Annotated in this window: 16 protein-coding genes; 4 read left to right on the forward strand and 12 right to left on the reverse strand. The window is 52.5% G+C overall.

The features are described from left to right. From potD to potA, 4 genes are read right to left on the reverse strand one after another with little or no spacing between them, the layout of a single operon-like run. The gene (gene potD / locus VH187_RS13880; RefSeq protein ID WP_329702038.1) at nucleotides 1–1,035 is read right to left on the reverse strand and encodes a spermidine/putrescine ABC transporter substrate-binding protein PotD; all 1,035 of its coding nucleotides are present in this window, start codon (nucleotides 1,033–1,035) and stop codon (nucleotides 1–3) included. Then, nucleotides 1,032–1,823 carry a spermidine/putrescine ABC transporter permease PotC gene (gene potC, locus VH187_RS13885; protein WP_329702039.1) on the reverse strand — a complete coding sequence of 264 codons (792 nt, stop codon included), beginning with the start codon at nucleotides 1,821–1,823 and terminating at the stop codon, nucleotides 1,032–1,034. The genes potD and potC overlap by 4 nt, the downstream gene beginning before the upstream one ends. Next, complete coding sequence (potB, locus tag VH187_RS13890; protein ID WP_329702040.1) at nucleotides 1,820–2,677, reverse strand: spermidine/putrescine ABC transporter permease PotB; 858 nt, start codon at nucleotides 2,675–2,677, stop codon at nucleotides 1,820–1,822. Before potB ends, potC begins: the two co-directional genes overlap by 4 nt. Then, complete coding sequence (gene potA, locus VH187_RS13895) at nucleotides 2,661–3,797, reverse strand: spermidine/putrescine ABC transporter ATP-binding protein PotA (RefSeq protein WP_329702041.1); 1,137 nt, start codon at nucleotides 3,795–3,797, stop codon at nucleotides 2,661–2,663. Before potA ends, potB begins: the two co-directional genes overlap by 17 nt. 255 nt (nucleotides 3,798–4,052) lie before the next feature. Here potA and pepT point away from each other — a divergent pair, with 255 nt between their 5' ends. Further along, on the forward strand, nucleotides 4,053–5,276 hold the full coding sequence (pepT, locus tag VH187_RS13900; protein ID WP_329702042.1) for a peptidase T: 1,224 nt from the start codon (nucleotides 4,053–4,055) through the stop codon (nucleotides 5,274–5,276). Between the two features lie 44 nt (nucleotides 5,277–5,320). Here pepT and VH187_RS13905 read toward each other — a convergent pair whose 3' ends face one another. The 3 genes from VH187_RS13905 to phoP form a co-directional block, all read right to left on the reverse strand. Next, nucleotides 5,321–6,442, reverse strand: a complete 1,122-nt coding sequence (locus tag VH187_RS13905) for a ribosomal protein uL16 3-hydroxylase (RefSeq protein WP_329702043.1) — start codon at nucleotides 6,440–6,442, stop codon at nucleotides 5,321–5,323. A gap of 93 nt (nucleotides 6,443–6,535) precedes the next feature. Further along, a complete protein-coding gene (gene phoQ, locus VH187_RS13910) occupies nucleotides 6,536–7,999 on the reverse strand; it encodes a two-component system sensor histidine kinase PhoQ (RefSeq protein ID WP_329702044.1) in 1,464 nt (487 codons plus the stop codon). After that, the gene (phoP, locus tag VH187_RS13915) at nucleotides 7,996–8,670 is read right to left on the reverse strand and encodes a two-component system response regulator PhoP (RefSeq protein WP_329702045.1); all 675 of its coding nucleotides are present in this window, start codon (nucleotides 8,668–8,670) and stop codon (nucleotides 7,996–7,998) included. Before phoP ends, phoQ begins: the two co-directional genes overlap by 4 nt. A 468-nt stretch (nucleotides 8,671–9,138) precedes the next feature. Here phoP and VH187_RS13920 point away from each other — a divergent pair, with 468 nt between their 5' ends. Next, nucleotides 9,139–9,369, forward strand: a complete 231-nt coding sequence (locus VH187_RS13920) for a putative hemolysin (protein WP_329702046.1) — start codon at nucleotides 9,139–9,141, stop codon at nucleotides 9,367–9,369. Between the two features lie 116 nt (nucleotides 9,370–9,485). Here VH187_RS13920 and purB read toward each other — a convergent pair whose 3' ends face one another. From purB to VH187_RS13940, 4 genes are read right to left on the reverse strand one after another with little or no spacing between them, the layout of a single operon-like run. After that, nucleotides 9,486–10,856 (reverse strand): adenylosuccinate lyase, encoded by a 1,371-nt coding sequence (gene purB / locus VH187_RS13925; protein ID WP_329702047.1) that lies wholly within the window; start codon nucleotides 10,854–10,856, stop codon nucleotides 9,486–9,488. A gap of 3 nt (nucleotides 10,857–10,859) precedes the next feature. Then, nucleotides 10,860–11,501 carry a high frequency lysogenization protein HflD gene (gene hflD, locus VH187_RS13930; RefSeq protein WP_329702048.1) on the reverse strand — a complete coding sequence of 214 codons (642 nt, stop codon included), beginning with the start codon at nucleotides 11,499–11,501 and terminating at the stop codon, nucleotides 10,860–10,862. Nucleotides 11,502–11,531: 30 nt separating this feature from the next. Beyond that, complete coding sequence (gene mnmA, locus VH187_RS13935; RefSeq protein ID WP_329702049.1) at nucleotides 11,532–12,638, reverse strand: tRNA 2-thiouridine(34) synthase MnmA; 1,107 nt, start codon at nucleotides 12,636–12,638, stop codon at nucleotides 11,532–11,534. Nucleotides 12,639–12,679: 41 nt separating this feature from the next. Beyond that, on the reverse strand, nucleotides 12,680–13,153 hold the full coding sequence (locus tag VH187_RS13940; protein WP_329702050.1) for an NUDIX hydrolase: 474 nt from the start codon (nucleotides 13,151–13,153) through the stop codon (nucleotides 12,680–12,682). 114 nt (nucleotides 13,154–13,267) lie between these two features. On the opposite strand from VH187_RS13940, the gene VH187_RS13945 reads away from it, so the two are divergent. Then, on the forward strand, nucleotides 13,268–13,765 hold the full coding sequence (locus VH187_RS13945; protein WP_329702051.1) for a methylglyoxal synthase: 498 nt from the start codon (nucleotides 13,268–13,270) through the stop codon (nucleotides 13,763–13,765). Here the strand turns inward: VH187_RS13945 and rluE are convergent. Beyond that, complete coding sequence (rluE, locus tag VH187_RS13950; protein WP_329702052.1) at nucleotides 13,757–14,413, reverse strand: 23S rRNA pseudouridine(2457) synthase RluE; 657 nt, start codon at nucleotides 14,411–14,413, stop codon at nucleotides 13,757–13,759. The genes VH187_RS13945 and rluE overlap by 9 nt on opposite strands. Nucleotides 14,414–14,585: 172 nt before the next feature. Between rluE and icd the strand changes: the two genes are divergently transcribed. After that, nucleotides 14,586–15,836, forward strand: coding sequence for an NADP-dependent isocitrate dehydrogenase (gene icd, locus VH187_RS13955; protein ID WP_329702053.1), 1,251 nt, complete (start codon nucleotides 14,586–14,588; stop codon nucleotides 15,834–15,836). Nucleotides 15,837–16,000: the final 164 nt, after the last annotated feature.

Consider the following 16,000-nt stretch of genomic DNA (forward strand, 5'->3'; position numbering starts at 1 on the left):
TTATCGGCCTGCTTTTAGCTTCTGGTAATACTCTTCATAAATCCGGCTGGCATCGCCAACGTCGTTTTGCCATTCACCCTTCTTAATGGTTTCGGCGTCCGGATAGAGCGTTTTATCGTTCGCCACTTTCGGGTCTAACAGCTTGCGTGCCGCGAGATTTGGCGTCGGGTAGCCGATAGTTTCCGCCACCTGTTTGGCGACATCCGGGCGCAGCAGGAAATTAATCAGCTTCAGCGCGCCGTCGACGTTTTTGGCATTAGCAGGAATGGCGAGGCTGTCCATCCAGAAAATACCACCTTCTTTCGGCCAGACAACGTCCAGCGGCGTGCCTGCCTGACGGGCGACAAACGCGGAACCGTTCCACACCATCCCCAGGTTCACTTCACCTTCCATATACGGGTTGGCTGGGTTGTCGGAGTTGAAGGCAGCCACATTGGGCATCAGTTTTTGCAGCTCTTTATACGCAGCTTCAATATCTTTTGGATCGGTGGTGTTGCCGGAATAACCCAGTTTACGCAGTGCGATCTGGAAAACCTCACGGGCATCGTCGGTCAGCAGCAGGCTGCCTTTGTATTCCGGTTTCCACAAGTCGGCCCAGCTTGTGACGGCTTTCGGGTCGATGGCGTCACTGTTCACGCCAAGCGCCGTTGCGCCCCAAATGTAGGGAATGGAGTAGTCGTTGCTGGGGTCAAAAGGCTTATTCAGCATTTCAGGGTCGAGATTACTGAAGTTAGTCAGCTTACTTTTGTCGATTTTCTGGATCATGCCTTCTTTGCGCATTTTGTCGACAAAATAGGTTGAAGGCACGACCAGATCGTATGCGCCGTCTTTATACGTTTTCAGCTTGGCGTACATGGTTTCATTCGACTCGTAAGTCGAATAAATAACCTTTATTCCGGTTTCTTTGGTGAACTGTTCCAACAGGCCCGGCGGCACGTATTCTGTCCAGTTATAGAAGTAGAGCGTTTTGCTGTCATCGGCATGCGCTGCACCCATTCCGAGCACCAGCGCCGCTGCGGCAAGCATTTTCTTCATTTCGATGTCCCCTGAGATTTCGTTTTATCACGAGCAACAATCTGGCTGGCAACCACCATAACCAGAGAAAGCAGTAACAGGATCGTTGCCAGCGCATTCACTTCCGGTGAGACGCCAACTTTAACCATAGAGTAAATTTTGAGCGGTAAAATTTCATAGCCAGGACCGGTGACGAACGACGACACGACGACATCGTCCATTGACAGGGTAAAGCTCAGCAACCAGCCAGCGGCAACGGCAGGCATCGCCAGCGGCAGAATGATTTTACGCAGAATGGTTAACTCGCTGGCCCCGAGATCTTTCGCCGCTTCCAGCATCCGAACGTCAAAGCCTTTCAGCCGTGAATAAACGGTGACCACCACAAACGGCAGGCAGAAAGTAATGTGCGAGAACAGCAGCGACCAGAAGCCGAGCTGGACGCCAATCAGCATAAACAGCACCAGCAGTGAAATCGCCATCACGATATCCGGCGACATCATCACCACGAATAACATGCCGCTGACGAACGGCTTGCCACGAAAGCGGTAACGATACAGCGCAACGGCGGTCAGCGAGCCAATTAGCGTGGCGAACGTCGCGGAAAACACCGCCATCGCCAGTGAGTGCTGAGCCGCCTGCAACAAGCTGTCGTTGTTCATCAGCAGGCTGTACCACTTGGTAGTAAAGCCTTGCCAGTTGATACCAAAGCGCGAGCTGTTAAAGGAGTTGACGATCAAAATAATGATCGGGATATACAGATACGCGTAAATGGCGGTCATAAAGCCGCCGCGAAACAGGCGACCGATCATTCGAGTTCCACCTTTTTATTCAGCAAACGCGCCGCACGCCAGTACACCAGCAGCATCAATCCCATCACCAGCGTCAATGTGATACTGGTGGCGGCACCAAACGGCCAGTCGCGAATGTTGAGGAACTGACTTTTGATGACATTGCCAATCAGCAGATTTTTCGCGCCACCCATCAGATCGGACACATAGAACAAGCCCATCGCTGGCAACATCACCAGCAAACATCCCGCGATAATGCCCGGCATGGTCAGCGGAACAATGATGCGCATAAATGTCTGGAATTTATTCGCGCCCAAATCACGCGCGGCTTCCAGCAGCGGTTTATCGAGCTTTTCAATACTGGAATAGAGCGGCATTACCATAAACGGCAGCAGAATATAGACCAGGCCGATGATCACCGCGCCTGGCGTATACATAATGCGGATCGGCGTATCAATCACCCCAAGCCAAAGTAAAAACGCGTTCAGGTAGCCTTTGGTGCTGAGGAAAATTTTCAGGCCATAAATGCGGATCAGTGAATTGGTCCAGAAGGGCACAATCAGCAGAAAGAGCAGCAAGGGGCGAACACGTTCCGGTAAGCGAGCCAGAAACCAGGCGAAGGGATAGCCCAGAATCAGGCACGCGAGCGTGGCAAGCAATGCCATGTTTAACGAGTGCAGCAGCACGTCGAAATAGAGGGGATCGAGCAGGCGCGTGTAGTTGTCCAGCGTGAAGACCATTTTGACGAAACTGGCGTCGTCGCGGGTCAGGAAGCTGGTGGCGATGATCATCAGGTTGGGCAGAAAGACAAACACCACCAGCCACCCGACAATGGTGGCGATCACCACTTTCTGGAATTTACTGGTGTTCTTCATCAGCCAGCACCACCTCCCAGCTTTCGACCCAATTGATGGCCATTTTTTGATTCAGCGAGTGGTCAAAATCCGGGTCATCTTCGTTGAAGAATTCGCTGACCATCACCATTTTGCCATTTTCCAGCTCGACGACAGATTCAAGGGTCATGCCTTTGTAATTGCGTTCGCGCACGTAACCAATCAGACCTTCGATGTGATCGTCGTGGTTGATTTCATCGACGCGCAAATCTTCCGGGCGTAGCAGCACATGCAGCTTTTGGCCTTTTTCCACCGCGAAGTTGACGTAGATATTGCATTCGCGGCCTTCCACGTCGGCGCGAACGCGCTGTTCATCCAGACGCTCAATCACGGTGGCATTGAACATATTAATTTCGCCAATGAATCCGGCGACAAACAGGTTCTTCGGCTCTTCGTAAATTTCACGCGGCGTGCCGTCTTGTTCAATTTTACCATCACGCATGACCACGATACGGTCGGACATGGTCAGGGCTTCTTCCTGATCGTGGGTGACGAACACAAACGTAATGCCGAGCTTGCGTTGCAGGGCTTTTAGCTCGTTCTGCATCTGCTTACGAAGTTTGTAATCGAGCGCCGAGAGCGATTCATCGAGCAATAATAAACGGGGCTTATTCACGACCGCACGGGCAATCGCCACACGTTGTTGTTGGCCGCCAGAAAGCTGATGCGGTTTGCGTTGGGCAAACGCTTCAAGCTGAACCATGTGCAGGCATTCTGTGACGCGTTGCGTGATTTGATCGGCAGGCGTTTTCTGCATCCGCAGGCCAAACGCGACGTTCTCAAACACGGTCATGTGGGGAAATAAGGCGTAACTTTGAAAGACGGTGTTAACGTGACGGTTTTCTGCTGGCACATCGGTGATATCGATGTCTTCAAGATGAATGCGGCCGGTATCGACATTTTCCAGACCCGCGATAAGGCGCAGCACGGTCGTTTTACCGCAGCCAGAAGGGCCAAGCAGCGTAACGAATTCACCGTTATTGATGGTGAGATTTAGATTTGAAATGACTGTTTTACCATCAAAGCCTTTGCCAATCCCCGCCAGATGTACCAGCGGTGAAAGCGAACGCGATTGTGTATTCAATGTTTTACTCTGTCCCATGCAAACGTAATGGGTAAAGCGCCATTACGGGGTGTGTGGTTAACCACCTTAAAGGTTCGACACATAATTAAGGGCTGGCATTCTACGGCAATCCCCTGAAATCGCCAATCATTCTGCGCCCTTGTGGGCTACCTTTAAACCATTCATGTACATGATAGAAAAAAATGAGCAATTGCCGGGCCAAAAGTGACCTGACGCAATATTTAGGGATCGGGGCTTACTGATAATGTTGTCACAAAAAATGAGGGCGACGACATGGATAAATTACTTGAGCGTTTTTTGCAGTACGTTTCTCTGGATACGCAGTCGAAGCCTGGCGTGCGTCAGGTGCCGAGCACCGAGGGGCAGTGGAAATTATTACGCTTGCTCCAGGTGCAGCTCGAAGAAATGGGGTTGGTCAACGTCACGCTGAGTGAGAAGGGCACGGTGATGGGCACGCTGCCGGCTAACGTCGAAGGTGATATTCCGGCCATTGGCTTTATTTCTCACGTTGATACGTCACCGGATTTCAGCGGAAAAAATGTGAACCCGCAAATCGTGGAAAACTATCGTGGCGGTGATATTGCGCTCGGCATCGGTGACGAAGTGCTCTCCCCGGTGATGTTCCCGGTGCTTCACCAGTTGTTAGGGCAGACGCTGATTACCACCGATGGCAAAACGCTGCTTGGCGCTGATGATAAAGCCGGGGTTGCCGAAATCATGACCGCGCTGGCGGTGATGAAAGCGAACAATGTGCCACACGGCGACATTCGCGTGGCGTTCACACCGGATGAGGAAGTGGGCAAGGGGGCAAAACATTTCGACGTAGAGGCGTTCGACGCCCAATGGGCCTATACCATCGACGGTGGCGGCGTGGGCGAACTGGAATACGAAAACTTTAATGCGGCGTCGGTCACCATCAAAATCGTCGGCAATAACGTGCATCCTGGCTCCGCAAAAGGCGTGATGGTTAACGCTTTATCGCTGGCATCTCGCATTCATGCCGAAGTGCCTGCCGAAGAAAGCCCGGAGCAGACAGAAGGTTACGAAGGCTTCTTCCATCTGACCAGCATCAAAGGCACCGTCGATAGTGCGCTGATGCATTACATCGTCCGCGATTTCGACCGCAAGCAGTTCGAAGCTCGTAAGCGCAAGATGATGGAAATCGCCAAAAAAGTCGGCAAAGGATTACACCCGGACTGTTACATCGAACTGATCATCGAAGACAGTTATTACAACATGCATGAAAAGGTGATGGAGCATCCGCACATCATCGAGATAGCGCAGCAGGCGATGCGTGATTGCGATATCGAACCCGACATGAAACCGATTCGTGGTGGCACCGACGGCTCACAGCTTTCCTTTATGGGATTACCCTGCCCGAACATTTTCACTGGCGGCTATAACTACCACGGCAAACATGAGTTTGTGACGCTGGAAGGGATGGAGAAAGCGGTGAAAGTGATTGTACGGATAGCCGAACTTACCGCGAAACGGTAGTTAGTATTTTGCCCGGGAGCGCATAGCCGCCGGGCAATTCTGCATTAATCCTCGAAGAACCAATACCCGCTGTTGACCAGCGCAGAAAGCATTGCAAGGAAGGACGGATCTTCCAGCGCGTCGCCAAAATGCTCTGCGTTCAACACGATATGGCTCGCCAGCGCTTCTAACGCCGGGCGATGCGGCGAATCAATCTTCTCACCGTTGACGAACACTTCGCCGTCAATACGCAGCACGCGTAATCCACCCAGACGCACCAGTTTATCGCCTTGCTGGATCGCATCGTAGATTTCATCGGTCTGATACGGCGGCTCCGGTGGGGAGACATCCAGCTCGTGGCGCGTCTGGCTGATGAACTCGCCAAACCACTGCTTGAAGTGTTCCGGCTGGCTGATAATGCCGAGCATCATCTCGCGCAGTTTATCGAGTTCCTGTGGCACGATATCCGCCGGATGTTCGCGCGCAGGCACGTCCGGATCGGTGTAACGATGTGTGCCTAACTCGCGCTGCAAGACATAATCCGCGAAACCGCTAATCAGTTCTTTGCCGCTTGGCGCACGGAAACCGACGGAATAGTTCAGCGAGTTTTCCAGCGAATAGCCTTCGTGCGGGAAACCCGGTGGAATATAGAGGATATCGCCGGGTTCCATCTCTTCATCAATAATCGCCTCGAACGGATCGACCTGTAACAGGTCCGGGTGCGGGCAGTGCTGTTTCATCGGCACTTTTTCCCCGACGCGCCAGCGACGACGGCCTGTACCCTGGATGATGAACACATCGTATTGATCCAGGTGTGGGCCAACGCCACCGCCGGGTACGGAGAACGAGATCATCAGATCGTCAATACGCCAGTCGGGCAGGGCGCGGAAAGGACGCATCAGCGCGGCAGTCGGCTCATGCCAATGGTTCACCGCTTGCACCAGCAGCGACCAGTTGTTCTCACTCAGGTGATCGTAGCTTTCAAACGGCCCGTGACTGACCTGCCATTTACCTTCGTGATGGCTGACGAGGCGGCTGTCGACTTCGTCTTCCATGGCAAGGCCTGCCAGTTCATCCGGAGAGATAGGATCGACAAAGTCGGTGAAGCCACGTTTTAACACCACCGGGCGTTTTTGCCAGTAGCGTTCGAGAAAGTCGGGCCAGTTAAGCGATAAGTTATAATCCATGAGTTTTATTCCACAGGCAGGTTTCTGTTGCGATTATAACGGATGCCGCCGCTCTACGATGTAGGCGACGGCAAATAACGGCAAATAAATGACTTAAGTCTCTTTGCTTTCCGGGTGTTGACGCCCAAAAATGACTTCCATTTTGGCTCCGCCGAGCGGACTGTCGCCAGGAATGATTTTGCCATCATACTGTTCGGCGATTTCACGCGCGACAGACAGGCCAACGCCCTGACCTGGACGAAGCGTGTCGGCACGCTGACCGCGGTCAAACACCAGATCACGTTTACTCTGCGGAATACCGGGGCCGTCATCTTCAACAAAAATCTGCAAATGGTCGTCCGTCTGTCGCGCGGAGACTTCCACAAACTCCAGACAGTATTTGCAGGCGTTATCCAGCACATTACCGAGTACTTCCATAAAATCGTTTTGTTCGCCGACAAAACTGATTTCCGGTGAGATATCGAGCGCAATATTCACGCCTTTGCGCTGATAGACCTTATTTAACGCTGAGGTGAGGTTATCCAGCAACGGGGCCACCGGATGCAATTCACGGCTCAACAACATGCTGCCGCTGCGCATACTGGCGCGGTGAAGGTAATAGCCGATTTGCTGCGAGATGCGGCTGATTTGCTCCAGCATGACCGGTTCGGCATCTTCTACGCTGAGCTTGTTACCACGCAACGAGCGTAATGTACTTTGCAGTACAGCCAAGGGCGTTTTCAGACTGTGCGTCAGATCGGTCAACGTTGTGCGGTATTTGTCGTAACGCTCGCGCTCGCTTTTCAGCAGGCGATTCAGGTTTTGCACCAGGCTTGTCAGTTCGCGGGTGGTTTCCGGATTCAGCGTATCGCGGTGATGTTCTTCCAGTTCACGCACTTCTTTTGCCAGTGATTCTATAGGCCGTAAACTCCACCAGGCCGCCACCCAAAGCAAAGGGATGACCAGCAGCAGGTTCGCTGCCAGCACGTAAATAAACCAACTCCACACCATATAAGAGCGTTTTAGCTCAATGGGAATGGTATCGACCACCACGATGGTCATTTGCGGGATATGTGCCGTAGCGGGATAGATATTGACCGCCACCGAATGCGTCATTTCAGAATCGTCATCCTGCTGGCGAATTTGGTCTAACTGGCGCATCACCTCATGATCGTTATGCAGTAGCATACTTGACGAGCCTACATCGGCTTCGATTTCGTGGAAGCCGTTGGCTTTCAGCCACTCCGGGCGAATGCGTTTCACAAGCCACGGCACGTCGCGCTGCATCCACATCAGCTTGCCGTCTTTGTCGTAAATCATTGCCATGGTGGGGCTTTGCAAATTGAGATTCTCGGGGATCTCAACGCTAATCTTATTGTCTTCCCAGCGGGCGAGGGTATAGAACAAATTGCTCTCGCCGCGCAGCAGACGGAAGGTGGTTTTATCGAAGCTGACGCTATAGCCAACCAACGCTACCATGCCATAAGCCAGCGATAGCACAAGGACCACCGCCGCTGTCGCCAATAGAAAACGAACGCGGAGGGAAAGGGGTAAAATATGCCTGAGCACGTTTTTCATCCGCGCAATTCGAACAGGTAGCCCTGGCCTCGCACGGTGGTAATCACATCCTGCGGGTATTGGGCCTGAATTTTTTTGCGCAGGCGTCCCATCAGCACGTCAATGGTATGACTCTCGCGCAGCTCTGCGTCGGGGTAGAGTTGCAGCATCAAAGAATCTTTGCTGACCACTTTGCCGTTATTGCGGATAAGCGTCTCCATGATGGTGTACTCAAATGCCGTCAGTTTAATGACTTCATCATTTACCGACAGCTCACGGCGGGAAAGATCTACCTGGAACGGGGGAATCGAGATCAACTGAGAAGCCAGACCGCTGTTGCGGCGCAGTAGCGCCTGCATACGGGCCACCACTTCTTCAATGTGGAACGGCTTGGTCACGTAATCGTCTGCGCCTGCACTTAGCACTTCGACTTTGTCCTGCCAGCCTTCACGGGCGGTCAGCACCAGAACCGGGAGGGAAACGTCATGGCTACGCCAGCGGCGAATCATCGTCAGACCGTCTTCATCCGGCAGTCCTAAATCGACAATGGCGATATCCGGCACGTGTTCACCCAGATAGTAATCTGCTTCCTTTGCGTCTTCCGCAGCATCAACCTGATGGCCCAGTTCCTGGAGCTGGACTTTTAAATGGTGACGCAGCAGGGCGTTATCCTCAACAACGAGTACACGCATGCCTTTACTCCCTTTTCATAGACGATGTGAACAGTTTAGCGTTGATTCGGTGAAATCAGTACAACGTGATGAAATCAAATAGTTTTCTCTGGGGCTTTTGGCCGTGAAACAACGTAATACCGAGCCTGAATATTAACTGACTCCTGTTTATGAGCTTAAGCATTTCTGAGAAAACAGCCATCTGTTTATTGACTGTTGAGGGCGTAAGGTCTGCTTCACGGTGAAGACAAGCACGCTGTTACTGACATTCAAAGGAAAATAGGGGCAGTAGAATCGTTAAGATAAACAACAGAAAAGTGAATGTTCCTTTAATCCGTCGAACCTGTTTTATTGAGAGGATCTTCCTGGATTTTAAGCGTAACGAAGACTCGCTTGAATAACTCAAGTAGAGTGATATCCCTGCGAAATGGTGTGCTCATAAAATCAGACGTAATTGTCGTATTTTGAATGGATGTAAAAGGGGATGTTATGAAAAAAATGATTATTGCGACAGCAGTGGTAATTCTCGCAGGATGCTCAACTCAGTCAGAACAGAATCCACCTGTTGGGCTGGCAAATCCAGCGTCTATCTACTGCATTCAGCAGGGTGGCAGACTCGATATTGAAAAAACAAGTAATGGCGAAGTTGGGTACTGTAATTTGCCTTCGCATGAGCGCATTGAAGAGTGGACGCTTTATCGCCGTAATACTGGCAAATAATGTCCCGGCAATGTAAGAAATTAAATGTGAAGACCTCGTTTCGACGAGGTTTTTTTATGGCTGAATTTCAGTAAGCTCGCCTCTCTTCCCGGATGAAAAGAGAGGCGGGGGAACATTTACTTCAGTTCGTCAACCATGGTGGTTGCGCGACCGATATAGTTCGCCGGGGTCATGGCTTTCAGGCGAGTTTTCTCGTGCTCTGGCAGCGCCAGCCCATCGATAAATGCCTTCATGCCTTCGGCATCAACACGTTTGCCGCGAGTCAGTTCTTTCAGCTTCTCATACGGTTTTTCGATGCCGTAGCGACGCATCACGGTCTGAATCGGCTCTGCCAACACTTCCCAGTTGTTGTCTAACTCTTCCAGCAGACGGGCGCGGTTCACTTCCAGTTTGCTCACGCCTTTGAGTGTCGACTGATAAGCAATCAGTGCATAACCGAGACCCACGCCGAGGTTACGCAGTACGGTGGAGTCGGTCAGATCACGCTGCCAGCGGGAAACCGGCAGTTTGCTCGCCAGATGTTGCAGCACGGCATTGGAGAGACCCAGGTTACCTTCGGAGTTCTCGAAGTCGATCGGGTTTACCTTGTGCGGCATGGTGGAAGAACCAATTTCGCCCGCGATGGTTTTCTGCTTGAAGTGGTTGAGTGCCACATAGCCCCACACGTCACGGTCGAAATCGATCAGGATGGTGTTGAAGCGCGCGACGCAGTCAAACAGTTCAGCGATGTAATCGTGTGGCTCAATCTGCGTGGTGTACGGGTTCCACTGGATGCCAAGCGAGGTCACGAACTCTTCGCTGAACTGATGCCAGTCGACTTCCGGGTAAGCGGCGATGTGGGCGTTATAGTTACCGACCGCGCCGTTGATTTTGCCGAGAATTTCCACCTGATTCAGTTGGCGATACTGACGCTCCATGCGGTACGCGACGTTCGCCATCTCTTTACCCATGGTTGACGGCGTGGCTGGCTGACCGTGGGTGCGGGAGAGCAGTGGGATGTCGCGATACTGTACCGCCAGGTCTTTCACCGCATCGATAAGTTTACGCCAGTACGGCAGCACCACTTCGTCACGGGCCGTTTTCAGCATCAGCGCGTGGGACAGGTTGTTGATGTCTTCAGAGGTGCAGGCGAAGTGAATGAACTCAGACACCGCGTGCAGAGCAGGGACATCCGCCACTTTCTCTTTCAGGAAATACTCAACCGCTTTTACGTCGTGGTTGGTGGTGCGCTCGATGGTTTTGATGCGCGCGGCGTCTTCTTCGTTAAAATCAGCGACGATTTTATCGAGGAAACCGTTTGCGTCGGCAGCAAAAGCTGGAACTTCCTTGACAGCTGTGTGCGCGGCCAGCTTTTGCAGCCAACGAACTTCAACCTGCACACGGAATTTCAGCAAACCATATTCGCTGAAAATGCCGCGCAGCGCGCTGACTTTATCGCCGTAGCGTCCATCGACAGGGGAAACGGCGGTCAGTGAGGATAATTCCATAGATCACAACTCCGGAGTAATATTAGCAAGAATTTGTTTGGCCTGAGTAGTCAGGCGATTACGGGAAAACATAAGTTGCAGACGACCGCCACCGACCTGATGCCATAGCACCGCGGCGCGGATCCCGGCCAGCAGACCGGCACGGACTTTGGCCTGCACCTGCGGACTTTGCAGCACAGCAGGGGAGCCCGTCACTTGAATGCGTGGGCCTAAAGGGCTGATAACATCGACGTAAATCGCGGCCATTGCACTGAGCAGTGTTTCAGACTGCAAATCAAAATGGTCGAGCTGGCGCTGGAGCCCGGCAATGCGTTCGCCGAGTGTGTCCATCGCGCCTTTGGCGGCAAAGAGTTTACGCTCCAGCACCATCAGACTTAAGGTGTAGCGCGTCAGTTCTGCATTCAGACCCTGGCGACTGCTGGCGTTGAGCACGCCGAGCAGCGTTTCCAGACCGAGGCGAAGATTGGCTTCACTGCCACCGAATACGCTAAGCGTCGAATCCGGGTTAAGATCGATAACGCTGTTCAGCGCCACGTGCAGGGCATCGTTGTCGCAATGACCCTGATGCGCTAACTGCTGAACCAGACGGGCTGACTGGCAAATTCCCGCCAGTGCCAGCGTAATATCGTAATAGTTCTTCGCCACGAAAACTCCTTTCGGTGTGCAGTCTGAGTCTTAAACCGGCAACGGTAAACGCTGTTCGATAATGCCGCCGCCAAGGCACACTTCGCCGCAGTAAAATACAGCGGACTGGCCAGGCGTAACGGCTGCAACAGGCTCGTCAAAGCGAACCTCAATTCTGTCTTCATCCAGTGCAGTTACGGTGCACGGAATATCGGTCTGACGATAGCGGGTTTTCACCGTGCAACGCAGAGTACCGGTCAGTGTTTCTCTGTCAACCCAATGTAACTGCTGGGCAATCAGGCCAACCGACATCAGGCGCGGGTGATCGTGACCCTGAGCCACCACCAGAATATTGTTTTCGACGTCTTTATCGACGGTGTACCACGGCTCTTCGCTGCCTTCTTTCGTGCCACCAATGCCTAAACCTTTACGCTGGCCCAGCGTGTGGTACATCAGCCCCTGGTGTTCGCCAATGACGTCGCCATCAACGGTGACGATTTTGCCCGGTTGGGCAGGCAGGTAGCGAGCAAGGAATTCGCGGAACTTGCGCTCGCCGATAAAGCAGATACCGGTGGAGTCTTTTTTCTTCGCGGTGATGAGATCCAGCTCTTCGGCAATGCGGCGCACTTCCGGTTTTTCCAGCTCGCCGACCGGGAACAGGCTTTGCGCAATCTGTTCGTGACCCAGCGTATAGAGGAAGTAGCTCTGGTCTTTATTGCTGTCGAGCCCGCGTAGCAACTGGCTTTTGCCATTGACGTCTGCGCGGCGCACGTAGTGACCGGTGGCGATGTAATCGGCACCTAAATCTTCGGCGGCAAATTCAAGGAAGGCTTTAAATTTGATCTCTTTGTTGCACAGGATATCCGGGTTCGGCGTGCGGCCTGCTTTGTACTCTTCGAGGAAGAGTTCAAAAACGTTATCCCAGTATTCTGCGGCAAAGTTAACGGTATGCAGTTCAATGCCGAGTTTGTCGCACACGGCTTGTGCATCAGCCAGATCGGCGGCAGCAGTACAATATTCCTCGCCGTCGTCCTCTTCCCAGTTCTTCATGAACAGGCCTTCCACTTTATACCCTTGCTGTTGCAGCAGGTAAGCAGAAACGGAGGAATCGACACCGCCGGACATGCCGACGATCACTTTTTTTGGGCTTTCTGACATTGGAATACTCACGACATTGAACTTCAAGGCGGCATATTCTATCACGCAGCCCCCGCGTTGCCACCCTTTGTGAAGGGCCAGTTAAATTCGCCAATGATTTCCAGCGGTAGGCGTTGCCCGTTCTGCCAGCAGCGAATGCTTTCGGCTACTAAAGGGGAGCGCAGATGACAGGCGGTGAGGATCTCCTCGGCGCTCAACCACAGGCAGCGGTCGATATCACCGTCTTGAGGTTCTGTGGCACAAACGTCATCCAGTTCGATAGCAAACAGAAAGCGCAGGAAAGGCGTGTTATCCGGGGCAATCCATTGATGCATACGGATCAGATGCTGCGGCGTGGCGCGAATACCGGTCTCTTCCCATAACTCGCGCTCGGCGGCCTGTACAAGCGTTTCATCGGCTTCGAGATGCCCGGCAGGCTGATTCCAGGTGGCTTTGCCGTTTACGGTTTCTTCAACCACTAAAAACTGACCTTTGGCGTGAACGACGCAGGCAACGGTGACGTGAGGCTTGAACATAGTTATCTCCTGGCGGCATGATGAGTATATTTTTATGATATGGATCACATTTTTTTGTGTGCACTATACTTCTGTTCGGGTGTCCTCCCGGACATGCGAACAGAGGTAGTCATCATGCAGCTTACGACTCGTACTATGCCAGTCCGCAAACGCGTGGCGCTGGTGGCACACGACCCTTGCAAAGCATCGTTGCTTAACTGGGCTGTCGCCAATCAGCATACTCTCAATGAACATGTTATCTACGCCACGGGAACCACCGGGCGAATGTTGCAGGGGCAGACCTGCTTATCGGTGCTAAGTCTGATGAGTGGTTCGATTGGCGGCGATCAACAACTGGGCTACCTGATAGCCACAGGACAAATTGATATCCTGATTTTCTTCTGGGATCCGCTAAGCGCCGTGCCGCATCATTCTGACGTGAAAGCGTTGATGCGCCTGGCGACCGTCTGGAATATCCCGATTGCCAGCAACCCCACCAGTGCCGACTTTTTACTCCATTCCACGCGTTTTAGTGAAGCGCTGGAAATTGTCGTGCCCGATGGCGACGCTTTCCTTAACAGCCGCGTTTCTCACATCACTCAAGAGGGCGCGGATCTTGGTGTATTACTCTGAGACCGCATCGCGCCACTGGCCGTTAGCCAGATTGTCCAGAGTGTATTGTCCCATCGCGTAGCGGATCAGGCGTAGGGTAGGGTAGCCCACATGCGCAGTCATGCGTCGCACCTGCCGATTACGCCCTTCATACAGCGTGACTTTCAGCCAACAGGTGGGGATGGCTTTGCGCTCACGGATGGGCGGGTTACGTGGCCACAGCCATTCCGGTTCGGCCACTCGTTCAATGCTTGCCGGTAAAGTCGGACCATCGTTCAGCGTCACGCCGTTACGCAGTGCGTTCAGTGCTTCGTCATCCGGTTCACCTTCCACCTGCACAAAATAGATTTTTCCGGTGCGTTTGCCCGGTTGCGTCAACTGCGCTTGTAACGCGCCATTGTTGGTCAGCACCAGCAGGCCTTCACTGTCGCGGTCCAGACGACCAGCGGCATACACGCCCTGCACATCAATGTAATCCTTCAGGGTGCTGCGGCCGGCCTCATCAGTGAACTGCGGCAAAACATCGTAGGGTTTATTGAACAGAATGACCCGTTTTGGCTGGCTTTCTTTACGTTGTCTGGCGACTTGTTGTGAGCTGGATCGATTAAGGCGGTGATTTCTATAAGAAGTTTTATTCATGGTGTTTTCAGACCGAGGCAATTGCCGCATTATAGCCTAATTACGAAGACCTTTCATGGAACCCAACATTCAGGTAGTATCAACCAACTCATTACAAATCATTAACAAAAAAATTGCTCACACTATTCGCGTCGCGAAAGCGCTTCGCACCCAAGGACGCGAACGGCACGAGCAGTCACCAGAAGCGCTCGAAGGAGAGGTAATGGAAAGTAAAGTAGTTGTTCCGGCGGAAGGCCAAAAAATCACCCTGCAAAACGGCAAACTCAACGTTCCTCATAACCCGGTTATCCCTTTCATCGAAGGTGATGGTATCGGTGTGGACGTGACGCCACCGATGATCAAAGTAGTGAATGCCGCCGTAGAGAAAGCTTATAAAGGCGAGCGTAAAATCTCCTGGATGGAAATTTATACCGGTGAGAAATCAACTCAGCTGTATGGCCAGGACGTTTGGCTGCCAAAAGAAACGCTGGATCTGATTCGTGATTACCGCGTTGCCATCAAAGGCCCACTGACCACGCCAGTGGGCGGCGGTATTCGTTCTCTGAACGTTGCTTTGCGCCAGGAGCTGGATCTTTACGTTTGCCTGCGTCCGGTACGTTACTACCAGGGCACCCCAAGCCCGGTGAAACATCCAGAACTGACCGACATGGTCATCTTCCGTGAAAACTCAGAAGACATCTACGCAGGTATCGAGTGGAAAGCAGACTCTGCTGACGCTGAGAAAGTGATCAAATTCCTGCGTGAAGAGATGGGCGTGAAGAAAATTCGCTTCCCTGAGCACTGTGGTATCGGCATCAAGCCATGCTCAGAAGAAGGGACCAAGCGTCTGGTTCGCGCCGCGATTGAGTATGCTATCACCAACGACCGTGACTCTGTGACCCTGGTTCACAAAGGCAACATCATGAAGTTCACCGAAGGCGCTTTCAAAGACTGGGGCTACCAGCTGGCGAAAGAAGAATTCGGCGGCGAGCTGATCGACGGCGGCCCGTGGATGAAAATCAAGAACCCAAACACCGGCAAAGAAATCATTGTTAAAGACGTGATTGCGGATGCGTTCCTGCAACAGATCCTGCTGCGTCCGGCTGAATACGACGTCATCGCTTGTATGAACCTGAACGGTGACTACATCTCTGATGCGCTGGCAGCCCAGGTTGGTGGTATCGGTATCGCTCCGGGCGCAAACATCGGTGACGAATGTGCACTGTTTGAAGCCACCCACGGCACCGCACCAAAATACGCAGGCCAGGACAAAGTGAACCCAGGTTCCATCATCCTGTCCGCAGAAATGATGCTGCGTCACATGGAATGGTTCGAAGCTGCAGACCTGATTGTTAAAGGCATGGAAGGTGCAATCGCTGCCAAGACCGTGACCTATGACTTCGAACGTCTGATGGAAGGCGCTAAGCTGCTGAAATGTTCAGAGTTTGGTGACGCGATCATCGCGAACATGTAATCGCGAAGATTGTTAAATCCATTAACGGGAGCTTAACGCTCCCGTTTTTTTTGGGATAATCGACTTACGGGTATCCAACGTTTATCTAAACCCCGCCCAAAAAATCGTCATATTTTTACCTGTATCCCGCAATGAACCGAAAGCTGAAGTGTAAAAACGGGCCG

The organism is Scandinavium sp. (assembly GCF_036271055.1).
Lineage (GTDB): Bacteria > Pseudomonadota > Gammaproteobacteria > Enterobacterales > Enterobacteriaceae > Scandinavium.